This is a genomic window from Streptomyces sp. NPDC020898 (assembly GCF_044333925.1).
Taxonomy (GTDB): Bacteria; Actinomycetota; Actinomycetes; order Streptomycetales; family Streptomycetaceae; genus Streptomyces.
Genome location: NZ_JBIRRV010000001.1, coordinates 1,175,079 through 1,199,952, shown reverse-complemented (window position 1 = coordinate 1,199,952; position 24,874 = coordinate 1,175,079). Strand labels below are relative to the sequence as shown.

At 68.2% G+C, this 24,874-nt stretch carries 19 protein-coding genes and 2 tRNA genes; 18 read left to right on the top strand and 3 right to left on the bottom strand.

Features of this window, described 5'->3' with window-relative positions; all coding sequences use genetic code 11:
• Positions 1 to 179: 179 nt before the first annotated feature.
• Positions 180 to 374, top strand: a complete 195-nt coding sequence (locus ACH4TV_RS05245) for a hypothetical protein (protein WP_189148927.1) — start codon at positions 180 to 182, stop codon at positions 372 to 374.
• Positions 375 to 458: 84 nt separating this feature from the next.
• Here ACH4TV_RS05245 and ACH4TV_RS05240 read toward each other — a convergent pair.
• Positions 459 to 529 (bottom strand) — tRNA-Gly (locus tag ACH4TV_RS05240).
• 152 nt (positions 530 to 681) lie between these two features.
• On the opposite strand from ACH4TV_RS05240, the gene ACH4TV_RS05235 reads away from it, so the two are divergent.
• The 5 genes from ACH4TV_RS05235 (at position 682) to clpX (ending at position 5,633) form a co-directional block, all read left to right on the top strand.
• A tRNA-Pro gene (locus tag ACH4TV_RS05235) sits at positions 682 to 758 on the top strand.
• Positions 759 to 977: 219 nt separating this feature from the next.
• A complete protein-coding gene (tig, locus tag ACH4TV_RS05230) occupies positions 978 to 2,372 on the top strand; it encodes a trigger factor (RefSeq protein WP_398394354.1) in 1,395 nt (464 codons plus the stop codon).
• Positions 2,373 to 2,797: 425 nt separating this feature from the next.
• On the top strand, positions 2,798 to 3,427 hold the full coding sequence (locus ACH4TV_RS05225) for an ATP-dependent Clp protease proteolytic subunit (protein ID WP_398394352.1): 630 nt from the start codon (positions 2,798 to 2,800) through the stop codon (positions 3,425 to 3,427).
• Positions 3,428 to 3,477: 50 nt separating this feature from the next.
• A complete protein-coding gene (locus tag ACH4TV_RS05220; protein ID WP_398394350.1) occupies positions 3,478 to 4,176 on the top strand; it encodes an ATP-dependent Clp protease proteolytic subunit in 699 nt (232 codons plus the stop codon).
• Positions 4,177 to 4,346: 170 nt separating this feature from the next.
• Positions 4,347 to 5,633 carry an ATP-dependent Clp protease ATP-binding subunit ClpX gene (clpX, locus tag ACH4TV_RS05215; protein WP_398394348.1) on the top strand — a complete coding sequence of 429 codons (1,287 nt, stop codon included), beginning with the start codon at positions 4,347 to 4,349 and terminating at the stop codon, positions 5,631 to 5,633.
• A 111-nt stretch (positions 5,634 to 5,744) separates the two neighbouring features.
• Here clpX and ACH4TV_RS05210 read toward each other — a convergent pair whose 3' ends face one another.
• Positions 5,745 to 6,698, bottom strand: a complete 954-nt coding sequence (locus tag ACH4TV_RS05210; RefSeq protein WP_398394346.1) for a hypothetical protein — start codon at positions 6,696 to 6,698, stop codon at positions 5,745 to 5,747.
• Positions 6,699 to 6,834: 136 nt separating this feature from the next.
• Between ACH4TV_RS05210 and ACH4TV_RS05205 the strand changes: the two genes are divergently transcribed.
• The 11 genes from ACH4TV_RS05205 (at position 6,835) to ACH4TV_RS05155 (ending at position 22,379) form a co-directional block, all read left to right on the top strand.
• Positions 6,835 to 9,459, top strand: coding sequence for a valine--tRNA ligase (locus tag ACH4TV_RS05205; protein WP_398394344.1), 2,625 nt, complete (start codon positions 6,835 to 6,837; stop codon positions 9,457 to 9,459).
• 162 nt (positions 9,460 to 9,621) lie between these two features.
• A complete protein-coding gene (locus ACH4TV_RS05200) occupies positions 9,622 to 11,106 on the top strand; it encodes a bifunctional folylpolyglutamate synthase/dihydrofolate synthase (RefSeq protein WP_398394342.1) in 1,485 nt (494 codons plus the stop codon).
• Between the two features lie 6 nt (positions 11,107 to 11,112).
• Positions 11,113 to 11,469, top strand: coding sequence for a DUF4233 domain-containing protein (locus tag ACH4TV_RS05195; protein WP_398394340.1), 357 nt, complete (start codon positions 11,113 to 11,115; stop codon positions 11,467 to 11,469).
• A 68-nt stretch (positions 11,470 to 11,537) separates the two neighbouring features.
• Positions 11,538 to 11,951: a nucleoside-diphosphate kinase gene (gene ndk / locus ACH4TV_RS05190; protein ID WP_398394338.1), complete on the top strand. Its 414-nt coding sequence runs from the start codon at positions 11,538 to 11,540 to the stop codon at positions 11,949 to 11,951.
• A 359-nt stretch (positions 11,952 to 12,310) separates the two neighbouring features.
• A complete protein-coding gene (locus ACH4TV_RS05185) occupies positions 12,311 to 13,330 on the top strand; it encodes a rod shape-determining protein (RefSeq protein ID WP_164320655.1) in 1,020 nt (339 codons plus the stop codon).
• Between the two features lie 153 nt (positions 13,331 to 13,483).
• On the top strand, positions 13,484 to 14,428 hold the full coding sequence (gene mreC / locus ACH4TV_RS05180) for a rod shape-determining protein MreC (protein ID WP_398394336.1): 945 nt from the start codon (positions 13,484 to 13,486) through the stop codon (positions 14,426 to 14,428).
• A 14-nt stretch (positions 14,429 to 14,442) separates the two neighbouring features.
• Positions 14,443 to 15,114, top strand: a complete 672-nt coding sequence (mreD, locus tag ACH4TV_RS05175) for a rod shape-determining protein MreD (protein WP_398394334.1) — start codon at positions 14,443 to 14,445, stop codon at positions 15,112 to 15,114.
• Between the two features lie 116 nt (positions 15,115 to 15,230).
• A complete protein-coding gene (gene mrdA, locus ACH4TV_RS05170) occupies positions 15,231 to 17,507 on the top strand; it encodes a penicillin-binding protein 2 (protein ID WP_398394332.1) in 2,277 nt (758 codons plus the stop codon).
• Entirely contained in the window at positions 17,504 to 18,703 is a 1,200-nt protein-coding gene (gene rodA, locus ACH4TV_RS05165) for a rod shape-determining protein RodA (RefSeq protein WP_398394330.1), read from the top strand. Before mrdA ends, rodA begins: the two co-directional genes overlap by 4 nt.
• Before the next feature lie 117 nt (positions 18,704 to 18,820).
• Complete coding sequence (locus ACH4TV_RS05160; protein ID WP_398394328.1) at positions 18,821 to 20,323, top strand: CHAD domain-containing protein; 1,503 nt, start codon at positions 18,821 to 18,823, stop codon at positions 20,321 to 20,323.
• A 103-nt stretch (positions 20,324 to 20,426) separates the two neighbouring features.
• The gene (locus ACH4TV_RS05155; RefSeq protein WP_398394327.1) at positions 20,427 to 22,379 is read left to right on the top strand and encodes a TIGR03960 family B12-binding radical SAM protein; all 1,953 of its coding nucleotides are present in this window, start codon (positions 20,427 to 20,429) and stop codon (positions 22,377 to 22,379) included.
• Between the two features lie 237 nt (positions 22,380 to 22,616).
• On the opposite strand, the gene ACH4TV_RS05150 is transcribed toward ACH4TV_RS05155, so the two are convergent.
• Positions 22,617 to 23,249, bottom strand: coding sequence for an Imm21 family immunity protein (locus tag ACH4TV_RS05150; RefSeq protein WP_398394325.1), 633 nt, complete (start codon positions 23,247 to 23,249; stop codon positions 22,617 to 22,619).
• Positions 23,250 to 23,880: 631 nt separating this feature from the next.
• Between ACH4TV_RS05150 and ACH4TV_RS05145 the strand changes: the two genes are divergently transcribed.
• On the top strand, positions 23,881 to 24,828 hold the full coding sequence (locus tag ACH4TV_RS05145) for a replication initiator (RefSeq protein ID WP_398394323.1): 948 nt from the start codon (positions 23,881 to 23,883) through the stop codon (positions 24,826 to 24,828).
• Positions 24,829 to 24,874 lie beyond the last annotated feature (46 nt).

Below are 24,874 nucleotides of genomic sequence, written 5' to 3'. Positions count from 1 at the left end.
TGGCGGAGGTGATCTACGTGATCGCGGTACGGGCGGCGCGTATCGATCGAGCCGGTGGGGCCGATGATGCGTCACCGGCCGCATACCGTGGCCTGGTTGGTGGCACGATGGATCTGGCGGGGGTGCGGGAGAAAGCATCACCGGGCCGGGAGTGAACCGACCGTAGGGTGTGATCAGTTGTGGCCATTTCGTTGTCAGTGGTGCTGATGTTGGGAATCATCCTGGTGGTGCTGATTCGCGGAGGTTCGATCAAGGCGGGCCCGGCGGTCGTCGCCATACTCTTCGGCTTCTTCCTCGCCTCGACAGGCATGGCCGACGACATCCAACGGTTCCTGAACTCGATAGCCGACACGATCAACGAGATCCAGTTCTGACCGGCCGTCGGGAGCCAGGAACTGCGAGAACTGTTGAAAACACGACTGGCCCGGTTCCGAGGAACCGGGCCAGAGGCGACACAGAGCGGGCGACGGGAATCGAACCCGCGTAGCTAGTTTGGAAGACTAGGGCTCTACCATTGAGCTACGCCCGCACACGCGCGCCGCAGGTCAGGTGACCGCGGCACAGAAGCATCGTAGCGGTTCGCGGCCTCTCGACGCACACCCCGTTTCCGGGACGTGCCCGCACTCGTGAAATGCGGCAACCGCACTGCCTGCGGCCATGTACCCTACGTGTCGCACCAGACGGGGTGTGGCGCAGCTTGGTAGCGCGTCCGCTTTGGGAGCGGAAGGCCGTGGGTTCAAATCCCGCCACCCCGACCACGTGCCGGACCACCGGCAGGACCATCTTCAAGATCACCTTTTGGGGCGTGTACCGCCTGCGGCTAGTATGCAAACTGCGCGCCCGTGTGTCTGCACTGTTACGTCTCTCAAGGGCCGCTAAACCACTGGGACTCGGCCGACCTGGCAGACGCCATCGGCAGAGGACATCGGCGGAACCCCGCAGAACCCCTAGAAGTCAGCCCCCAAGGAGACCGAACCGTGAAGAGCGCCGTGGAGACCCTGAACCCGACCCGGGTTCGGCTCAGCATCGAGGTGCCCTTCGAGGAGCTCAAGGACAGCCTCGACGCGGCGTACAAGAAGATCAACCAGCAGGTCACGGTGAAGGGCTTCCGGAAGGGCAAGATCCCGGCGCGCATCATCGACCAGCGGTTCGGCCGCGGTGCGGTTCTGGAGGAGGCGGTCAACGACGCGCTCCCGAAGTTCTACACCGAAGCGGTCAACGAGGCCGAGCTCAACGTCCTGGGCCAGCCCGAGGTCGACATCACGGAGCTGAAGGACGGCGAGACGCTGAACTTCACCGCCGAGGTCGACGTCCGCCCGACCATCGAGATCCCGGACTACTCCGGCATCGAGGTCGAGGTCGACGCGATCGAGGTCACCGAGGAGGACATCGACAAGTCGGTCGAGCAGCTCCGTGAGCGCTTCGCCGCCACCTCCCCGGTCGAGCGCGCCGCCCAGGACGGCGACGTCGTGACGCTGGACCTGGAGGCCAAGGTCGACGGCGAGGTGCTGGAGGACGGCGTCGCGAGCGGCGTCTCCTACACCATCGGCTCCGGCGAGCTGCTGGACGGCGTCGACGAGGCCGTGACGGGCGTGGAGGCCGGTGGCGAGGCCACCTTCACCTCCGAGCTCAAGGGCGGCACCGCGGCCGGCAAGGAGGCCGAGGTCACCGTCAAGGTCACCCAGGTCGCCGCCCGCGAACTGCCTGCCCTGGACGACGAGTTCGCCCAGCTCGCCTCCGAGTTCGACACCCTGGAGGAGCTGCGCGCGGACAGCCGCAAGCGCCTCGAGAACATGAAGCAGTACGACCAGGCCACGCAGGCCCAGGAGCGCGTCCTGGAGAAGCTGCTGGAGCTCGTCGAGGTGCCCGTCCCCGAGAAGCTCCTCGCGGACGAGATCAACACCCGCAAGCACAACCTGGAGCACCACCAGCTCGGCCAGATGGGCCTCGACCTCGAGAAGTACCTCGAGATCCAGGGCAAGACGGCCGAGGAGTTCGACACCGAGACCGAGGAAGCCGCGGTCAAGGGCATCAAGACCCAGTTCGTCCTCGACGAGCTGGTCAACAAGGAGAAGCTGAACGTCAACCAGGAGGAGCTCACCGAGCACCTCATGCGGCGCGCGGCCTCCTCCAACATGTCGCCCGACCAGTTCGCCCAGGCGGTCGTCGAGGGTGGCCAGGTCCCGATGCTCGTCGGCGAGGTCGCCCGCGGCAAGGCCCTCGCGGTCGTCGTGGAGTCCGCCACGGTCAAGGACACCAACGGCGAGATCATCGACCTCGACGACGAGGAAGAGGACGAGACCACAGAGGCCACCTCCGAGGAGACCCCGGCCGCCGAGGCCGAGGCCACCGAGGACAAGCCCGAGGCCTGAAAACCACGGCACCTCTGAAACACGCACGACGACAGGCCCCCGGGGACTTCATGTCCCCGGGGGCCTTGTCGCGCCCCTGAAGGGGCGCGGGGAACTGCGCGACAAGCCCCCACGGCCCGCAGCCGACCCACTCCCGGCGGAGCCACGGCGAGAAGCAGCAGGGGGCCCGGGGCACAGCCCCGCGACGCCCACCGAAACCCCGCCCACCACACAGCCGACCCCCGCCGGAAACCCTGCTCAACCCAGCGGAGCGCATGCGCTCACAGCGAACAGTTCCATTCCCGGGATTCCCCGGAGGGACCCGCGCGTTAGGGTCCATGAATACGAGGGCAGGGGAGTTCCCGATAACCGCCGGACAGCCCCACGCCCCGGCAGAACACGTGAGACGGCCCGGCGCCGTCGTAAGACGAGCAGGTGGATACGACGTGACGAATCTGATGCCTTCCGCCGCCGGCGAGCCTTCCATCGGCGGTGGTCTCGGCGACCAGGTCTACAACCGGCTGCTCAACGAGCGGATCATCTTCCTCGGCCAGCCGGTCGACGACGACATCGCGAACAAGATCACAGCGCAGTTGCTGCTCCTTGCCGCCGCTGACCCGGACAAGGACATCAACCTCTACATCAACAGCCCCGGCGGCTCGATCACCGCGGGCATGGCGATCTACGACACCATGCAGTTCATCAAGAACGACGTGATGACCATCGCCATGGGCCTCGCCGCCTCCATGGGCCAGTTCCTGCTCAGCGCGGGTACGCCCGGCAAGCGCTTCGCGCTGCCGAACGCCGAGATCCTGATCCACCAGCCGTCCGCCGGCCTCGCCGGTTCGGCCTCGGACATCAAGATCCACGCCGAGCGGCTGCTGCACACCAAGAAGCGCATGGCCGAGCTCACCTCGCATCACACCGGCCAGACCGTCGAGCAGGTCACCCGGGACTCGGACCGCGACCGCTGGTTCGACCCCGAGGAGGCCAAGGCGTACGGCCTCATCGACGACGTCATCGCCACGGCTGCAGGCATCCCGGGCGGCGGCGGCACCGCGGGTGCGGGCTCGTAAGTGCCCTCATCGCCCTCCAGCCCCCGCCTCAGCCCCTTTCAGGAGACATCGTGAACGACTTCCCCGGCAGCGGCCTCTACGACCGTACGAGGGCGGCTCAGGCCGCCCAGGCTCAGTACACCGGCCCCAGCGCCGAATCCCGCTACGTCATCCCGCGCTTCGTCGAGCGCACCTCGCAGGGCGTGCGTGAGTACGACCCGTACGCGAAGCTCTTCGAGGAGCGCGTGATCTTCCTTGGCGTGCAGATCGACGACGCCTCCGCCAACGACGTCATGGCGCAGCTGCTGTGCCTGGAGTCGATGGACCCCGACCGGGACATCTCGGTCTACATCAACAGCCCCGGCGGCTCCTTCACGGCGCTCACTGCGATCTACGACACGATGCAGTTCGTGAAGCCGGACGTTCAGACGGTCTGCATGGGCCAGGCGGCCTCGGCCGCCGCGATCCTCCTCGCGGCCGGTACGCCGGGCAAGCGCATGGCGCTGCCCAACGCGCGCGTGCTGATCCACCAGCCGTACTCCGAGACCGGCCGTGGCCAGGTCTCCGACCTGGAGATCGCGGCCAACGAGATCCTCCGGATGCGTGCCCAGCTGGAGGACATGCTGGCCAGGCACTCCACCACGCCGATCGAGAAGATCCGCGAGGACATCGAGCGCGACAAGATCCTCACGGCCGAGGACGCGTTGGCGTACGGACTGATCGACCAGATCATCTCCACCCGGAAGATGAACAACTCAGCGGTTGCCTGACGTATAGCTGTATCGTCTGCTGCCCCTTGGCACGGTTTGACACGGAGCACGTCAAAGTGAACCGCGCCAAGGGGGGCCCGAACGGGGGGGCAGGCAAGGTACCGTCGGACATAAGGCAGCACCAGGAGCCGCTGGACCTAGGCGTCTCCCAGGCGAAGGGGAAGCACACCGTGGCACGCATCGGTGACGGCGGCGATCTGCTCAAGTGCTCGTTCTGTGGCAAGAGCCAGAAGCAGGTCAAGAAGCTCATCGCAGGCCCCGGTGTGTACATCTGCGACGAGTGCATCGATCTCTGCAACGAGATCATCGAGGAAGAGCTCGCGGAGACGAGCGAGGTCAGGTGGGAGGAACTCCCCAAGCCTCGTGAGATCTACGAGTTCCTCGAGGGCTACGTGGTCGGGCAGGAGTCGGCCAAGAAGGCCCTCTCCGTCGCGGTGTACAACCACTACAAGCGGGTCCAGGCCGGTGAGAACGGCGGCGGTCAGAGCCGCGAGGACGCCATCGAGTTGGCGAAGTCCAACATCCTCCTGCTGGGCCCCACGGGCTCCGGCAAGACCCTCCTCGCGCAGACCCTCGCGCGCATGCTGAACGTCCCGTTCGCCATCGCGGACGCGACGGCGCTGACGGAGGCGGGGTATGTCGGCGAGGACGTCGAGAACATCCTGTTGAAGCTGATCCAGGCGGCGGACTACGACGTCAAGAAGGCCGAAACCGGAATCATCTACATCGACGAGATCGACAAGGTCGCGCGGAAGAGTGAAAACCCGTCGATCACGCGTGACGTCTCCGGCGAGGGAGTACAGCAGGCCCTGCTGAAGATCCTCGAAGGTACGACGGCCTCCGTCCCGCCGCAGGGCGGACGCAAGCACCCGCACCAGGAGTTCATCCAGATCGACACGACGAACGTCCTGTTCATCGTGGGCGGTGCCTTCGCGGGCCTGGAGAAGCTCGTGGAGTCCCGCGCGGGTGCAAAGGGCATCGGCTTCGGCGCCACGATCCGCTCCAAGAAGGAGCTGGAGGCGAAGGACCGCTTCGAGGACGTCATGCCCGAGGACCTGGTGAAGTTCGGCATGATCCCCGAGTTCATCGGTCGTCTCCCGGTCATCACGTCGGTCCACAACCTCGACCGCGAGGCGCTCCTCCAGATCCTGGTGGAGCCGCGCAACGCCCTCGTCAAGCAGTACCAGCGCCTCTTCGAACTCGACGGCGTGGAGCTGGACTTCGAGCGCGAGGCCCTGGAGGCCATCGCCGACCAGGCGATCCTGCGCCAGACCGGCGCCCGTGGCCTGCGCGCCATCATGGAGGAGGTCCTCCAGGCGGTGATGTACGAGGTCCCGTCCCGCAAGGATGTGGCCCGAGTCGTCATCACGGCGGACGTCGTCCTGAGGAACGTGAACCCGACCCTGATCCCGAGGGACGCCCGCGGGCGTGGCCCGGGGGAGCAGAAGACGGCGTAACAGCAGGGCAGCTCAAGGGAATTGAGCCAACTGTAAAAGCAACTGCGGAGGGGCCCCGGTCTGTTGACCGGGGCCCCTCCGCAGTTGTCTCAGGTTCGCAGGCGAGGCGTGTCAGGCCTTGACGCGCACATCGGCGCGGAGCTTCGCCGCGAGCGCGGACGCGTCCTCCAGCGAGGCGCCCCCGCCCGCGGTGATCGAGGCGAGGTCGTACGAGACGACGTAGCTGAGGGTGCTGTGGTCACCCCAGATGCAGAGCGGCATACGCGTCGTCCTACCGGCGTCGGTGCTCTCGATGTGCTGGCACTTCATGACGCCGTTTTCGAAGCCCGAGGGCGTGAACGCCTGCGGGCTGCCGACGAGTTTGCCGCCGAAGGAGGAGTCCTTCTCCGACTCCGTCTTCATCTGGGTGAACATGGCGTCGACGACCGTCTCCGGGTCGTCGATCGTGCCGTACACACCGGAGAACATGAGGTTCTTGGTGGTGAGTCCCGACCCCGACTTGTAGCCCGCGCTGACGTTCTTGGGGTTCTGCACACCCCACCCCTCGGCTTCCTTGATCTCCGAGTCGGTCATCGCGTCGGCCGATTCGCCGCTGCTCTTGTACGTGCCGCCGATCACGGTCGCCGGCGCCGTCAGCTTGTGCGCCCCGTCGTCGGCGATGTCGCCGCTGCCCGAGCCACCACTGCCGCCGAACACGAAGTACGCCCCCACAGCGACCGCGGCCACGGCCGCCACCGCCCCGATGACGATCCCCGTCGTCTTCTTGCCGCCACCGGACGCCGGCGGCTGCGGAACCCCGTACGGCGCCTGGCCGTACGGCGGTTGCTGACCGTAGGGGGGCTGCTGGCCGTACGCGGTGGGCTGCTGCGGGGCCTGCGCCGGGTAGCCGTAGCCCGGCTGGGCCGGGGGAGCCTGCTGGGGGTAGCCGTAGCCGGGCTGGGGAGCCGCCTGCGGTGCTTGGGGTGCCTGTGGCGGCTGACCGTACGGACCCGGCTGGGCGGGCTGGCCGTACGGCCCGGGCTGCTGTGGCGGTCCGCCGTACGGGCCCGGCTGGTTGTGGCTCATCTCTGGGTTCCCCTCCAGATGCTTATGTGTTCCTGACATCCTCGCGCAGGCCAGGGGCGGGAGTTGCCGCGGGTGCCCCACCGTTACGAAAGAATCGTGTTTCGGGACAGGGCGGTGACGCCTCTAAACTGACCGGGTGACCGAGAACGCTCAGCAGCAGCCAACAGCGCCCATCACCGAACTGCCGACCCAGTACGCGCCGGCCGAGGTAGAGGGGAAGCTGTACGAGCGCTGGGTGGAGCGCGGTTACTTCGCCGCCGACGCGAAGAGCGACAAGCCCGCCTACACCATCGTCATCCCGCCCCCGAACGTCACCGGCTCCCTCCACCTGGGCCACGCCTTCCAGCACACGCTCATGGACGCCCTCACCCGCCGCAAGCGCATGCAGGGCTACGAGTCGCTGTGGCTCCCTGGCATGGACCACGCCGGTATCGCCACCCAGAACAAGGTCGAGCAGCAGCTCGCCGAGGAGGGCAAGTCGCGCCACGACCTGGGGCGCGAGGAGTTCGTCGAGCGCGTGTGGCAGTGGAAGGAGGAGTACGGCGGCAAGATCCTGGGGCAGATGCGGCGCCTCGGCGACGGCGTCGACTGGAGCCGCGAGCGGTTCACGATGGACGAGGGGCTGTCGAAGGCCGTCCAGACGATCTTCAAGAAGCTCTACGACGACGGCCTCATCTACCGTGCCGAGCGCATCATCAACTGGTGCCCCCGCTGTCTGACGGCCATCTCCGACATCGAGGTGGAGTACCAGGAGGATGCGGGCGAGCTCGTGTCGATCAGGTACGGCGAGGGCGCGGACAGCCTGGTCGTCGCCACCACCCGCGCCGAGACGATGCTCGGTGACACCGCTGTCGCCGTCCACCCCGACGACGAGCGCTACAAGCACCTCGTCGGCAAGCAGATCAAGCTGCCGCTGACGGACCGGTCCATCCCGGTCGTCGCCGACACGCATGTCGACCCGGAGTTCGGCACCGGTGCCGTCAAGGTGACGCCGGCCCACGACCCGAACGACTTCGCCATCGGGCAGCGCCACAACCTGCCCAACATGACGATCATGGACGAGCACGGTGTCATCACCGTCCATGGCCCCTTCCTCGGCCTGGACCGCTTCGAGGCCCGCTCCGCCGTCGTCGGCGCGCTGCGCGGACAGGGCAGGATCGTCGCCGAGAAGCGCCCGTACACGCACTCCGTCGGGCACTGCTCGCGCTGCTCCACCACCGTCGAGCCGCGCCTGTCCCTCCAGTGGTGGGTCAAGGTCGAGACCCTGGCCAAGGCCGCCGGCGACGCGGTCCGCGACGGCCGGGTCACGATCCACCCCGAGGAGATGTCCAAGCGCTACTTCGACTGGGTCGACAACCTCAACGACTGGTGCATCTCACGCCAGTTGTGGTGGGGCCACCGCATCCCCGTCTGGTACGGCCCGGACGGCGAGGTCGTCTGCCTCGGACCCGACGACGAGACACCGACCGGCGAGGGCTGGACCCAGGACACGGACGTCCTCGACACCTGGTTCTCCTCCGGCCTGTGGCCGTTCTCCACCCTCGGCTGGCCGGAACAGACCCCGGACCTCGAGAAGTTCTACTCGACCGACGTTCTGCTCACCGGCCACGACATCATCTTCTTCTGGGTCGCCCGGATGATGATGTTCGGCCTGTACGCCATGGACGGCGAGGCCCCGTTCAAGACCATCGCGCTGACCGGTCTGGTCCGCGACGAGCGCGGCAAGAAGATGTCGAAGTCCTTCGGCAACGTGGTCGACCCGCTGGACTGGATGGACAAGTACGGCTCCGACGCCGTCCGCTTCACCCTGGCCAAGGGCGCCAACCCCGGCACCGACGTCCCGATCGGCGAGGAATGGGTCCAGGCGTCCAGCAAGTTCGCCAACAAGATCTGGAACGCCACCCGCTTCGCGCTGATGAACGGCGCCACCATCGAGGGCGAGCTCCCGGCTGCCGAGCAGCTGACCGCGACCGACCGCTGGATCCTCTCCCGCCTGAACAAGACGATCGCGCAGGTCGACGCGTACTACGACGACTACCAGTTCGCGAAACTCGCCGACGCCCTCTACCACTTCGCGTGGGACGAGGTCTTCGACTGGTACGTGGAGCTGTCGAAGACGACCTTCTTCGCGGGCGGCGAGCAGGCCAAGGTCTCCGGCCGGGTCCTCGGCGAGGTCATCGACGTCATGCTGCGGCTGCTCCACCCGGTCGTCCCCTTCGTCACCGAGACGCTGTGGACCACGCTGACCGGCCGTGAGTCCCTCGTCATCGCCGAGTGGCCGACCGACAGCGGCTTCCGCGACGAGGCGGCCGAGGCCGAGATCGGTACCGTCCAGGCCGTCGTCACCGAGGTCCGCCGCTTCCGTAAGGAGCAGGGCCTCCAGGACGGCCAGAAGGTCCCCGCCCGCCTCACCCTCGACGGCACCGCGCTCGCCGCGCACGAGGCGGCCATCCGCCAGCTGCTCCGCCTCCAGCCCGAGGAGGACGGCTTCCACGCCACCGCGACCCTCCCGGTCGCCGGCGCCACGGTCGCCCTCGACCTCTCCGGCACGATCGACGTCGCCGCGGAGCGCAAGCGCCTCGCGAAGGACCTCGCGGCGGCGCAGAAGGAACGCCAGCAGGCCGACGCCAAACTCGGCAACGAGGCGTTCCTGGCGAAGGCCCCGGACAACGTCGTGGACAAGATCCGAGGTCGGCTGACCAAGGCGAACGAGGACATCGCACGCATCCAGGCCCAGCTGGAGGGCCTGCCGCAGGCGTAGGAGTTTGTACGGTGCGACAGGCCCCGGAACTATGAAGTTCCGGGGCCTGTCGCGCCCTGAAGGGGCGCGGGGAACTGCGCGACCAGCCACAACGAGACCCGCACTCGCCCCACAAACCCCTCCACCCCACGCCGTAGGCGCCCCCCTCCGTAGACTGACCCCGTGAGCGACACCGACCCCTTCGACGAGATCATCGACGCCGAGACCGACCGGGACCCCGACCTCGCGGTCATCGAGGCCGGCAGCCGCACCCTGCGCACCCAGGGCGGAGCCCCCAGCGCAGACGTGCCGGCCCGACCGCAGGACCCCGAGATCGACCAGGCCCTGCGTGCGGTCGAGGCGGAGCTCGCGACACGCTGGGGCGAGACCAAGCTGGAGCCGTCCGTCAGCCGTATCGCCGCGCTGATGGACGTCCTGGGGGAGCCGCAGCGCGCGTACCCCTCGATCCACATCACCGGCACCAACGGCAAGACCTCCACCGCCCGCATGATCGAGGCCCTCCTCGGCGCCTTCGACCTGCGCACCGGTCGGTACACCTCCCCGCACGTCCAGTCGGTCACGGAGCGGATCAGTCTCGACGGGTCGCCGATCTCCGCCGAGCGGTTCGTCGAGACGTACGAGGACATCAAGGCGTACGTCGAGATGGTCGACGCCCAGCAGGAGTTCCGGCTCTCCTTCTTCGAGGTGCTGACCGGCATGGCGTACGCCGCCTTCGCCGACGCACCCGTGGACGTGGCCGTCGTCGAGGTCGGGATGGGGGGCACCTGGGACGCCACCAACGTCATCGACGCGGATGTGGCCGTCGTGACGCCCATCGACCTCGACCACACCGACCGGCTCGGGGAGACGCCCGGTGAGATCGCCGGCGAGAAGGGCGGCGTCATCAAGCAGGACGCCACCGTCATCCTGGCCCAGCAGCCCGTAGACGCGGCCCAGGTGCTCCTGAAGAAGGCCGTCGAGGTGGACGCCACGGTGGCCAGGGAAGGGCTGGAGTTCGGGGTCGCCGCCCGGCAGGTCGCCGTCGGCGGCCAGATGCTGACACTGCGCGGACTCGGCGGTGAGTACGAGGACGTTTTCCTGCCGCTGCACGGCGGCTACCAGGCCCACAACGCCGCCGTCGCGCTGGCCGCCGTCGAGGCGTTCTTCGGCGTCGGCACCCAGCGGCCCGAGCCCCTCGACATCGACACCGTACGCAAGGCGTTCGCCGCGGTGACGTCCCCCGGGCGGCTGGAGATCGTACGGCGCTCTCCCACCGTCGTGCTCGACGCCGCGCACAATCCGGCGGGCGCGCGGGCCACCGCGGAGGCCGTCGGTGAGGCCTTCGACTTCAGCCGGCTGATCGGTGTGGTCGGGGCCAGCGCGGACAAGAACGCGCGCGGGATCCTGGAGGCCTTCGAGCCGATCTTCGCCGAGGTCGTGGTCACGCAGAACTCCAGCCACCGCGCGATGGACGCCGACGAGCTGGCCGCCGTCGCCGTCGAGGTCTTCGGCGACGACCGCGTCCAGGTCGAACCGCGCCTCGACGACGCCCTGGAGGCCGCCATCACCCTCGCCGAGGAGGACGGGGAGTTCTCCGGCGGCGCCGTGCTCGTCACCGGCTCCGTCATCACCGTCGGCGAGACCCGACTGCTCCTGGGGAGGGGCTGACTTTCCGTGCGTACGCTCTGTGCTTCGACCCTGATCGGCGAGGTCTTCCTGATCGGCTTCGCCGGCCTCGTCGCCATGAAGGATCCCGACCTGTCCATGACGACCGTGTGGACGGTCAGCGGTATCGCCATGCTGCTGTGCGTGCTGCTGTGCGGTGTGGTGACCCGGCCCGGGGGTGTGCAGCTCGGCTGGGCGCTCCAGATCGGACTCATCGCGTCCGGGTTCATCGTCCCCACCATGTTCTTCATGGGGGTCATGTTCGCCGCGCTGTGGTGGGCCTCCGTGCACTACGGCAGAAAGATCGACGAGGCCAAGGCGCGCTTCGCCGCGCAGGCCCGGGCGACCAGTCCTGACGCTGCGTAACACCCGTTCGGACCCGCCCTGTAGCCTCTGAGCACCGCACACACGTGACCTCGAATGGAGCCACCCCCGTGACTCAGCGCACCCTCGTCCTCCTCAAGCCCGACGCCGTCCGTCGCGGCCTGACCGGCGAGATCATCGGCCGGATCGAGCGCAAGGCCGGCTGGCGGATCACCGCGCTGGAGCTGCGCACCCTGGACCAGGAGACGCTGGAGCAGCACTACGGCGAGCACAAGGGCAAGGTCTTCTACGAGCCCCTCGTCGAGTTCATGGCCTCAGGCCCCGTCGTCGCCCTGGTCGTCGAGGGTGAGCGGGTCATCGAGGGTGTGCGCGCACTCGCCGGGCCCACCGACCCCATCGCCGCCGCCCCCGGTTCCATCCGGGGTGACTACGGCGTGATCGTGCGCGAGAACCTCATCCACGCCTCCGACTCCGAGGAGTCCGCCGAGCGTGAGCTGAAGATCTTCTTCCCCGGCCGCGTCTGAACCCGTCCTGGGCATCGGCGTACGGCCGGTGAATTTTTTGCGCAGTTTCTGTTGGCATGGTTTCTGAGGAACCGTCACTTCACCGGATGTCTGACCTGGGACGGCCGTCGAAAACCGGCCGTCCTCCGGCATATGCGCGCCGATCGGGGGAACGGCTACCCCCGAACGCTCGTCTCCAGAAGCGGGACGGCACAGCGCATGCTGACAATGGCGAAGACCCTCGCGCGGTGTCCGTGCAGGCGAGACTACGATGTAGACCTCGCAAGCTTTCATGCCACCCGCACCCACTTCGCCACCCCAAACCAAAGCCATCACACGCTTCACTTGGGAAGGCCAGACGAATCCTGATGGGGAACTCAATGTCGTTCATCGGCCGCGACATGGCAATCGACCTCGGGACGGCCAACACGCTGGTGTACGTCAGGGGTCGCGGGATCGTACTCAACGAGCCGTCCGTCGTCGCGATCAACACCAACACCGGTGGCATTCTCGCGGTCGGATCGGAAGCGAAGAAGATGATCGGTCGGACGCCCGGCAACATCGTTGCCGTGCGCCCGCTCAGGGACGGCGTCATCGCCGACTTCGAGATCACCGAGCGGATGCTCCGCTACTTCATTCTGAAGATTCACAAGCGGCGGTATCTCGCCCGCCCCCGTGTCGTCGTCTGTGTGCCCTCGGGCATCACGGGCGTCGAGCGCCGCGCCGTCATCGAGGCCTCGTCCCAGGCCGGCGCACGCCAGGTGCACATCATCGAGGAGCCCATGGCCGCGGCCATCGGTTCCGGCCTGCCGGTCCACGAGGCCACGGGCAACATGGTGGTGGACATCGGCGGCGGCACCACGGAGGTCGCGGTCATCTCCCTCGGCGGCATCGTCACCGCCCAGTCCATCCGCGTCGCGGGTGACGAACTGGACAGTTCCATCATCCAGCACATCAAGAAGGAGTACTCCCTTCTACTGGGTGAGCGGACTGCCGAACAGATCAAGATCACGATCGGTTCGGCGTACGACCTCGACAACGACGAACACACCGAAATCCGCGGCCGGGACCTGGTGTCCGGGCTGCCCAAGACCGTCGTGATCTCCGCGGCCGAAGTGCGCAAGGCCATCGAAGAACCGGTCAACGCGATCGTCGACGCCGTGAAGACCACCCTCGACAAGTGCCCGCCCGAGCTGTCCGGCGACATCATGGATCGCGGAATCGTTCTGACCGGCGGCGGCGCCCTGCTCCGCGGGCTCGACGAGCGGCTGCGCCGTGAGACCGGCATGCCCATCCACATCGCCGAGGACCCGCTGGACAGCGTGGTGCTCGGCTCCGGAAAGTGCGTGGAGGAGTTCGAGGCGCTCCAGCAGGTGCTGGACGCCCAGCCGCGCAGATGACGTAACTCTTCGATTCCGCCGTACGAGATGATCTCCTCTCGTACGGCGGATCGTTGATATAGAGGCATAAGCTCCCACAAAGCACTGCCCCATGCCCCAAGCCCAACTGCCACAACAGCATGAGCTTCTATGAGGAAGGCACGGCCGCCGCACGTGAGGGACACACGAGAGAGCCGGCTGCTCCTGGTGCTGCTGATCGCCGTCGCGTTCGCACTGATCACGGTGGACATCCGCGGCGGGGAGGACTCACCGGTCGACGGTGCCCGGCAGGCCGCGGCAGCCGTTTTCGGCCCGGTCGAGGACGGTGTGGCCACCGTGGTCGACCCGGTCGGCGACGCGGTCTCCGCGGTACGCGACTCCGGTGACCGGCACGACCGCCTCGCCACGCTGGAGAAGGAGAACGCGGCGCTCAAGGCCCGCCTCGGCAGCGACGACCGCAACCGCAGCAGACTCAACCAGCTCAACACGATGCTGAAGTCGGCCGGCGCCGGACAGTACGGCATCAAGGGCGCCGAGGTCATCGCCATAGGAGCGGCCCAGGGCTTCTCCTGGACGGTCACCATCGACATCGGCGCCAACGACGGCATCAAGCGCGACATGACCGTCCTGAACGGGGACGGACTCGTCGGCCGCGTCACCACCGTCGGACCCGGCACCGCGACCGTACTGCTCGCCAACGACCCCGACTTCACCGTCGGTACGCGCATGGAGGGCAGCGACGAACTCGGCTTCGCCTCCGGGCAGGGCGACCGCCCGCTGCGCGTCCAGCTCCTCAACGGCAAGGCCAAGGTGAAGAAGGGCGACCGGCTCGTCACCTTCGGCTCGCAGGCCGACAAGCCGTTCGTGCCCGGCGTACCCGTCGGGATCGTGTCCCGGGTCGATCCGTCCGGCGGTGACCTGACCCGCACGATCTACGTCACGCCGTTCGTCGGCTTCACCAAGCTCGACATCGTCGGTGTCGTCGTCGAGGCCCCGCGCACCGATCCGCGCGACACCGTTCTCCCGGCCAAGCCGAGGCCGACCCCGACGCCGACGGTCACCGTGACGGTGACACCCTCTGCGCCGGCCGCCGACGGCCAGTACCAGCCAGAGCAGTAGGAGCTGAACTCCCCATGCGTTTCAACCGGATGCTCCTCTCCACCACCCTGGTGATCGTCGCCATGGTGATCCAGGTGAGCGTCCTAGCCCGCCTGCATCTCCCGGGTGCCGTCCCTGACCTGCTGCTGCTGACCGTCCTCGGCCTCGCCCTGGTGTACGGCCATGTCGGCGGCGCACTCGTCGGCTTCGGCGCCGGACTCCTCGCCGACCTCGCCCCGCCCGCCGACCACGCGGCCGGTCGCTACGCCCTCGTGCTGTGCCTCATCGGCTACCTGGCGGGTCTCGTCAAACCCGAGAACGGGCAGCTCAAGTCGGCCACCGGCCCGATGGCCGTCGTGGTCGCCGCCGCCGTCGGCACGACCCTGCTGTACGCCGGTGTCGGCGCCCTCGTCGGCGACACCGCCGCCCGCCATGTCGGCCTCAGCAGCCTGCTGTTCACGGCCGCGCTGTACGACCTGCTGCTCGCGCCGTTCGTGGTCCCCGGCATCATGTTCCTGGCCCGCAGAGCGGAGAACGATCCGCTCGCGGAGACCAACTCCTCGGCCAAGAAGGCCGACATCTCCTCGGGCTGGCTCTCCTCCGGCACCGGCCTGCGCATCGGCAGCCAGCGCGGCGGCCTGAAGGTGAAGGCGGCCCGGGCGAAGTCGGCCCGCGCCGGCCGCATCAAGGGGGTCAAGCGCCTGTGACCGCGTGGGAGTTCACCCGAACGGGTTCGCGGGGGCGGAACGCGGCCTCACAGGTCGGCCGTTCATCATTCGTACGCGCACACACGTCGGCGCTCTGAGAGGGGGAGGCAGCACCAGTGACCAACATTCCCGAGACCGGCCGGACGCCACGCGTCCAGATCCGGCTCGTCGTCATCCAGATCCTCGTCCTCTCCCTCCTCTGCACCCTCGGGGGCCGCCTGTGGTACCTCCAGATCCGCGAGGGGGACGCCTACGCCAAGGAGGCGTCCGGCAACCACGTCCAGCAGGTCGTGCAGCCCGCCGTACGGGGATCGATCCTCGACGCGCGCGGGGTGCCGATCGCGGACAACGAGACACGCCTCGTCGTCTCCGCCTCGCGGACCGAGCTGCTGAAGATGAGGGACGACGGTGACGGCGTCCTCGCCAAGCTCGCCGGAGTCCTGGGCATGAAGCCCAAGGACGTGATGGACAAGGTCCGGCTGTGCGACGCCAAGACGCCGCAGCCCTGCTGGAACGGCTCGCCGTACCAGCCGATCCCCATCACCGACGAGGCCACCGCCCGCCAGGCCCTCCAGATCCGCGAGCGCTCCGAGGACTTCCCCGGCATCACCGCCGAGCCCGCGGCCGTGCGTCGCTACGCGGGCCCCGGCGGGTCCAACACCGCCCAGGTCCTCGGCTACCTCTCCCCGGTCACCGACGAGGAGATCACCAAGGCGCAGGACACCGACTCGCCGTATCTGCGCTCCGACCAGGTCGGCCGGTCCGGCCTGGAGCGCCAGTACGACAAGCAGCTGCGCGGCAAGGCAGGCGTCACCCGCTATGAGGTCGACAACCTCGGCCGCGTCATCGGCACCGCCGAGGCGGACCCGGCCCAGTCCGGCTCCAACCTCGTCACCAGCATCGACGCCCGCGTCCAGCGGGTCGCCGAGTACGAGCTGAACTTCGCGATGAAGGAAGCCCGCAAGGGCTACGACGACAACACCAGCGAGAACTACAAGGCCGACGCGGGCGCGGTCGTCGTCATGGAGTCCAAGACGGGGCGGGTCGTCGCGATGGCGTCCAACCCGACGTACGACCCGAACGCCTGGGTCGGCGGCATCTCGGCCAAGGACTACACCAAGCTGACCGGCAAGAGCTCCAACTACCCGCTGCTCAACCGGGCGATCCAGGGCCAGGCGGCCCCCGGCTCGGTCTTCAAGGTCATCTCCACTGCGGCCGCCGTCAACGCGGGCTACCCCTTCGACGGGAACTACGACTGCTCCAGCTCGTACTCGATCGGCGGCCAGGTCTTCAAGAACTACGAGTCCAAGGGGTACGGCCCGATCAACCTCGGCCGCGCCATCGAGGTCTCCTGCGACACCGTCTTCTACCGCCTCGCCCACGACCAGTGGGCGAAGGACGGCGGCCTGAAGCCGAAGAAGACCGCCGGGAACTGGTTCTACAAGACCGCCCACCAGTTCGGCCTCGGCGCCGAGACCGGCATCGACCTGCCCAACGAGGTCGCCGGCCGCGTCCCGGACCGCCAGTGGAAGCAGGACTACTGGAAGGCCAACAAGGCCTCCTGGTGCAAGTACGGCAAGAAGGGCGGCACGTACGCCCAGCAGATCGCGTACGAGAACTGCCTCGAAGGCAACCTGATGCGCGCCGGTGACTCCGTCAACTACTCCATCGGCCAGGGCGACATCCTCGTCACCCCGGTCCAGATGGCCACGATCTACTCGGCGATCTCCAACGGCGGCACCCTGTACGACCCGACCGTCGGCAAGGCCGTCATCAGCGCCGACGGCAAGTCCGTCGAGGAGATCGCGCCCAAGTCGCACGGCAAGCTGCCGATCTCGAAGGCGACCCTCGGCGACATAGACGGTGCCCTTGAGGGAGTCGTCACCCGTGGTTCGGCGGCCTGGCGGTTCGGCGGCTGGCCGCAGGACAAGATCCCGATGCACGCCAAGACGGGTACGGCCGAGGTCTACGGCAAGCAGACCACCTCGTGGTTCGCCACGTACACCAAGGACTACACGATCGTCATGACGATCTCCCAGGGTGGTACGGGCTCCGGCGCCTCCGGCCCGGCCGTCCGCAACATATACGAGGCGCTGTACGGGGTCTCCGAGGACGGCACGATCGACAACAGGAAGGCGCTGCTGCCCACCCCGCAGAAGAGCCTGCCGAAGATCGACACCGACGGATCGATCGACGCCCCGAAGATCCTCCCGTACGTACCGGAGAAGGAGGAGGCCACCGAGCAGACCCTCGCGCTCGCGGGCGGACAGCTCCCGCCCGCCACGGTCGCGTCCGAACGGGCCGGAGGCAACCGCAGCGGCCGACGGGCCCACGGCGGCCGAAGGCGCAGGCGCGGGCGGAGTGCGCGAAGTACGCAGAGGAAGCTGTCATGACCGGCGCGAACACCTTCTCCGTCTCCGGCTACGGCCCCGAACGCTCGTCCCTGTCCCGGCTGCTGGCCCGCGACTCGCTGGCCCGCAGGCTGGACTGGCCGATACTGCTGTCGGCGCTCGCCCTGTCCTTCATGGGCGCGATCCTCGTCTACTCGGCGACCCGTAACCGCACCGAGATCAACCAGGGCGACCAGTACTACTTCCTGATCCGGCACCTCATGAACACCGGCATCGGGTTCTGCCTGATGATCGGCACGGTCTGGCTCGGCCACCGCAACCTTCGCACCGCGGTCCCGATCCTGTACGGCCTCTCGGTCTTCCTGATCCTCATGGTGCTCACCCCGCTCGGCGCGACCGTCAACGGCGCCCACGCGTGGATCGTGCTCGGCGGCGGCTTCTCGCTCCAGCCCTCGGAGTTCGTGAAGATCACGATCATCCTGGGTATGGCGATGCTCCTCGCGGCCCGCGTCGACGCGGGCGACAAGGCCTATCCCGACCACCGCACGGTTCTCCAGGCCCTGGGCCTGGCCGCCGTACCGATGATGGTCGTCATGCTGATGCCCGACCTCGGGTCGGTCATGGTCATGGTCATCATCGTGCTCGGCGTGCTGCTGGCCTCCGGCGCCTCCAACCGCTGGATCTTCGGACTGCTCGGCACGGGCGCCCTGGGCGCGGTCCTGGTCTGGCAGCTCGGGATCCTCGACGAGTACCAGATCAACCGCTTCGCCGCCTTCGCCAACCCCGAACTCGACCCCTCCGGCGTCGGCTACAACACCAACCAGGCCCGGATCGCGATCGGTTCGGGCGGCCTGACGGGGACCGGGCTGTTCCACGGCTCGCAGACCACGGGCCAGTTCGTCCCGGAACAGCAGACGGACTTCGTGTTCACGGTGGCGGGGGAGGAGCTGGGCTTCGTCGGCGCGGGACTGATCATTCTCCTCCTCGGCGTGGTCCTGTGGCGCGCCTGCCGTATCGCCCGCGAGACGACCGAGCTGTACGGCACGATCGTCGCCGCCGGGATCATCGCGTGGTTCGCCTTCCAGTCGTTCGAGAACATCGGGATGACCCTGGGGATCATGCCGGTCGCCGGTCTGCCACTGCCCTTCGTGTCGTACGGAGGATCGTCGATGTTCGCCGTGTGGGTGGCGGTGGGGCTGTTGCAGTCGATCCGGGTGCAGCGGCCGATGTCCGCGTAGGGGTGGCTTCGGGGTGACGTCGGGGCGTCGTCCGGGGGAACGGCAGATGTGCCCCGGACGGCCGGTAAGCGTACGTGGGGACTGCCGCCGTAGCCGGATCGTGACTAGATTCATTTCATGGCGGACACAAAGCGGGAAATCGAGCGGAAGTACGAATCCGACGACAGTGGACTGCCCGACCTGACCGGCGTCGCCGGAGTCGCGGACGTCATCGACAAGGGCACCACTGAACTCGACGCGACCTACTACGACACCTCGGACCTGCGTCTGGCCACGGCGTCGATCACACTGCGCCGCCGCACCGGCGGCTCCGACGCCGGCTGGCACCTGAAACTCCCCGTCGGCCCCGGTGTACGGGACGAGATCCAGGTCCCGCTCTCCGACACCCTCCCCGACGAACTGGCCGGCCTGGTCCGCGCCCGGGTCCGCGAGGGACAACTCGTGCCCGTCGTGCGGCTGCGCTCCGCGCGGGACGTACGCGACCTCGTCGACGCCGACGGCCGGCAACTCGCCGAGGTCGGCGTGGACACCGTACGGGCGGACCGGCTGTTCGGCGGCGAGGGCACCGCGCAGTGGACGGAGATCGAGGTGGAGCTCGCCGACGGCGGGGACCCCCGCTTCCTGGACAAGGTGGAGAAACGCCTGCGCAAGGCGGGCGTACGGCCGTCGAAGTCCGCGTCGAAGCTGGCGCGGGCGCTGGCGGAGACCAAGGGCGGACACCCCCGGCCGAAGGCCGAGCCCGCCGAGCCCGTCACCGCCGGCGACCATGTCCTCGCCTACGTCCGAGCCCAGCGGGACGCCATCGTCGAGCTCGATCCGGCCGTGCGCCAGGACACCGAGGAGTCCGTGCACGACATGCGGGTCGCCACGCGGCGGCTGCGCAGCACGTTCAAGTCCTTCCGCACGGTCCTCGACCGGGAGGTCACCGACCCGATCGGCGACGAGCTGAAGTGGCTCGCCGGCGAACTGGGCGTGGGCCGCGACCAGGAGGTACTGGCCGAACGGCTGGGCACGGTCCTCGACGAACTGGCCCCCACCCTCGTCCACGGCCCGATCCGCGACCGACTGGGCACCTGGTCCAGGGCCGAGTCCGGAGGAGCGCGCCGACGGCTGCTCGGCGTGCTGGACTCCCCGCGCTATCTGACGCTCCTCGACACCCTGGACGCCGTGGTCGCCGACCCGCCGGTGCTCGAAGCGGCGGCGAAGAAGCCGGAGAAGGTGCTCACCAAGGCCGTACGCAAGGACTTCTCGAAGGTGTCCGCGCTGATCGAGGAGGCCATGGAACAGCCGTCCGGCACCGACCGCGACCTCGGGCTGCACGAGACGCGCAAGAAGGTCAAACGCACCCGCTACGCGGCCGAGACGGCGACTCCCGCCCTGGGCGGCCCGGCCAAGGCCCTCGTCAAGTCGATGAAGTCCCTCCAGAGCCTGCTCGGCGACCACCAGGACAGCGTCATGGTCCGCACCACGCTGGGCGAGCTGTCCGCCGTGGCGCACGCGGCGGGGGAGAACACCTTCACGTACGGGCTGCTGTACGGGCGCGAGGAGCGGCGGGCGGAGCGGGTGGAGGAGACGGTGCCGGAGGCCTGGGGGACCGCGAAGAGCGGAATGGACGTCTGAGGGCGAACGGGGAACGCGGGCCGGGAGATCCTCGGCGGTACGGCGGGTGTCCCGGGCCGCGTTACGCTGAATGACCACCCCTGTCGGTCCACGGAAGTGCGAGATGTCAGCCGAATCGGTCTTCCCGCAGCTCGAAGCTCTGCTCCCGCATGTGCAGAAGCCCATCCAGTACGTCGGCGGCGAACTGAACTCCACAGTCAAGCCGTGGGAGGACTGCGACGTCCGCTGGGCGCTCATGTACCCCGACGCGTACGAGGTCGGTCTGCCCAACCAGGGCGTCATGATCCTTTACGAGGTACTGAACGAGCGCGAGGGCGTGCTCGCCGAGCGCACGTACAGCGTCTGGCCGGACCTTGAGGCGCTGATGCGGGAGCACGGCGTCCCCCAGTTCACGGTGGACGGCCATCGGCCGGTGAAGGCCTTCGACGTGTTCGGCCTCTCCTTCTCCACCGAGCTCGGCTACACGAACATGCTGACGGCCCTGGACCTGGCGGGCATCCCGCTGGAGTCCAAGGACCGGACGCTCGACGACCCGATCGTCCTCGCCGGCGGCCACGCGGCCTTCAACCCCGAGCCGATCGCGGACTTCATCGACGCGGTGATCATCGGCGACGGCGAGCAGGCCGTGCTCGACATGACGGAGATCGTCCGCGCCTGGAAGGCGGAGGGCCGTCCGGGCGGCCGCGAGGAGGTCCTGTTCCGCCTCGCGAAGACCGGCAACGTCTACATCCCGGCGTTCTACGACGTGGAGTACCTGCCGGACGGCCGGATCGGCCGCGTCGTACCGAACAAGAGCGGTGTGCCGTGGCGGGTCAGCAAGCACACGGTCATGGACCTGGACGAGTGGCCCTACCCCAAGCAGCCCCTGGTCCCGCTCGCGGAGACCGTCCACGAGCGCATGTCGGTCGAGATCTTCCGCGGCTGTACGCGCGGCTGCCGGTTCTGTCAGGCCGGCATGATCACGCGCCCGGTGCGGGAGCGGTCGATCACGGGCATCGGCGAGATGGTGGAGAAGGGCCTGAAGGCGACCGGCTTCGAGGAGGTGGGCCTCCTCTCCCTCTCCTCGGCCGACCACTCGGAGATCGGTGACATCGCGAAGGGCCTCGCGGACCGCTACACCGAGGACAAGATCGGGCTGTCGCTCCCGTCGACCCGTGTGGACGCCTTCAACGTGGACCTCGCCAACGAGCTGACCAGGAACGGCCGTAGGTCGGGTCTGACGTTCGCGCCCGAGGGCGGCAGTGAGCGCCTGCGCAAGGTCATCAACAAGATGGTGTCCGAGGAGGACCTCATCCGGACCGTCTCCACGGCGTACGGCAACGGCTGGCGCCAGGTGAAGCTGTACTTCATGTGCGGTCTGCCGACGGAGACCGACGAGGACGTCCTCCAGATCGCCGACATGGCGACGAAGGTGATCGCCGAGGGCCGCAGGGTCTCCGGCCAGAACGACATCCGCTGCACGGTCTCGATCGGCGGCTTCGTACCCAAGCCGCACACCCCGTTCCAGTGGGCCCCGCAGCTCTCCGCCGAGGAGACCGACGCGCGCCTCACGAAACTGCGCGACAAGCTCCGCGGCGACAAGAAGTACGGCCGCTCGATCGGCTTCCGCTACCACGACGGCAAGCCCGGCATCGTCGAGGGCCTGCTGTCACGCGGTGACCGGCGTATCGGTGCGGTGATCCGCGCGGTGTACGAGGACGGCGGCCGTTTCGACGGCTGGCGCGAGCACTTCTCGTACGACCGCTGGATGGCCTGCGCGGAGAAGACGCTGCCCGCGGTCGGTGTCGACGTCGACTGGTACACGACGCGTGAACGCACCTACGAGGAGGTCCTGCCGTGGGACCACCTCGACTCGGGCCTCGACAAGGACTGGCTCTGGGAGGACTGGCAGGACTCCCTCGACGAGACCGAGGTCGAGGACTGCCGGTGGACGCCTTGCTTCGACTGCGGGGTGTGTCCGCAGCTCGACCTCGACATTCAAATTGGCCCGACAGGCAAGAAGTTGCTGCCGCTGACGGTCAAGAAGGACGCTGCGACCAACGGACACACGCACTGACGTGAGTGAGGCGTGGGGGCGGATCGCGGAGGTGCTGGGGGACGGCGGCAGCGAGGAAGAAGTGGCTGCCGTCCTGAGGGCGCTGGGGGCTCGGAGAGACCGGCAGGGGATCGTGCGGAAGGTGCCGAGGACGCCGCTGCCGTCGCCTGGGGCCTCTTCGACCGTCCACTCTGAGGTGGAGTGGGTCTGAGGGCTGGAAGCCCCTGGAGCCTGTCGGCTGGTGGGTCTGAGGACTGACTATGGACGGGGTGAGCTGTCCGCCGTTGACGCGGAGACGTCCGCGCCTCGTTCCGGAGCGAGCTGGACCACGCCGACCCAGGGAAACTCGTTGGTCACGTGGACCGCCCGGACGTTCCAGCGGCCTGCCGGTACAGCCACGGGGGCTTGTTCTGGCAGCTCGGGGCGGTCGGGGTACGGCCGATCGAGATCTGCTCCGGCCTCGGCGGAGTCCATGAGCATCGCCGGGCCGTCCGTTTCCCATACTCCCGCTGCCTCCCACGCGGTGGTGGGGTCGTCCAGCAGCCTCTCGGCGGCCACGAGGAGCTCTGCGTCGGAGTCTGCGGCGAGCCAGCGCACGAAGGCCCTTCGTTCGGGCAGATAGCAGGTCCTGGCCGGCTCATCGCCCAGCACGAGGGCTCGCGCGCCGGCTGGGCCCACGTCGATCACAGCGGCGAGGTCTTCCACCGCGCACGCGCGGTCGTAGTCGTCCGGGTCGTCGGTGTCGCCGATGATCATTCCATCTTCCGTGCAGCCGCTCCACTCCTGCAACGCCGATACCGGTATGACGATGAGCGGGCCACCCATGGACGCAACCCAGTTGAGCTCCGGCTGTGTGCGGCGTGTGGATGCCGCGTCGTTCGATCTGTTCATGGCGTCAGGTTGCCGTATGCCTCTGACAACGCCTCGTTGAAGTGGATCAATGGCTGTCACCAAACCTCGCGGCCCAGGTGAGCAAGACCGGCATGCAGCCGAGGCGATCATGCACTGGGGAAACCGGGCTTGGGGCGGTGATCAGCAAGAGCACGTGGATCGCCGGGTGCTCTGGGACGTACAGGTCGTCCTGGGCGTCGTCTCCGGGGATCGCGTTGGGTTGGATCTCGATGCGTCCGCAGGCGCTGTCGGTGACGTGCTAGACGCCCCGGTAGTCGCTCTCGCGTTCGGTGAAGGTGACATCGAGGCGGTCGGCGACCAGCCGGGCCAACTCGTCCGTGGTGTGAGTGCTGGTGCCGTAGGTGTCTTGGTTGGTCATCGGTGCCCGACCTTATGCGACAGGAGTCTCCAGCCCCGTTGGGAGGGATGTTGTGTCCGCAGATGGTCACTTGGCCACAAGTAAGTAACAGCGGGAAGAAGTTGCTGCCGCTGACGGTCAAGAAGGACGCTGTGACCAGCGGACACGTGCACTGACGTGGGTGAGGCGTTGCGGGGCATCGTGGAGGCTCTTGGGGGACGGCGGCAGCGAGGAAGAGGCTGCTTGCTGTCCTGAGGGCGCTGAGGGCTCGAAGTGAGCGGCCGGGGGTTGTGCGGGCGCCCCCTCGGCTGCGGCGCCACCCACGCCCCGGATGCTCCGGCCGTCGGCCAACCGCTGTGCGCCGACTGCTACGACTACACAGCCCACGTCCTGTGGCACGCACACGCCTCCAAGCTGTGGGACCGGTTCGTCATCGACGTCCGGCGCCGCCTCGCCTCCTCCGTCGGCCTCGTACAGTCCCGATTCGCAGACCACACCCGACTGTCCTTCGCCCGCGTCGCCGAATACCAGAAACGCGCGGCCGTCCACGTGCACGCTGTCATCCGCCTCGACGGCCCGAACGGACCCGGCGACCAAACCCCGGCCTGGGGCACCGCGCAACTGCTCATCGACGCCGTACGCGGCTCCGCCGGACGGGTCCTCGTCCACACTCCCTACAGCCCGGCCGTGGGCGAACTGGTCTTGCGCTGGGGCGTCCAGGTCGACGTCCGGCAACTGCGCACCGGCGGCGACGGACCCGACGATGACGCCGTGGCCGCGTATGTAGCCAAGTACGTCACCAAAGGCGCCAGCGAGACAGGCGCCGGCACCGACCACAGACTCACCTCCTGGCAGGACATCGACGCTGCCCACGTGTCCGACCACGTCCGCACCCTGATGCGCACGGCCTGGCTCCTTGGCGGCCTTCCCGAGTACGAGCCGCTCCGCCTCCGCCCCTGGGCCCACACCCTCGGCTACCGAGGGCACATCCTCACCAAGTCACGCGCCTACTCGACGACCTACGCCGCGCTGCGTGCCGAACGCGCCCGGCACGTCGGCCACAACGACATCCCCGGCACGGTCGCCGATGTCTCTTGGCGTTACGTCGGCTCCGGTCGTACCCCCGGCGCCGCACTCATCGCCGCCGGAATCGCCGAAGACCTTGCCGAGTCTCGGAGGCTCGGCGCGGAGGTCAGACAAGAAGGGGAGTGGGGCCGATAACTCCTCTGCCCGAACGTGAATCTCGGCAGTCCCGGCGCCCGCCGGT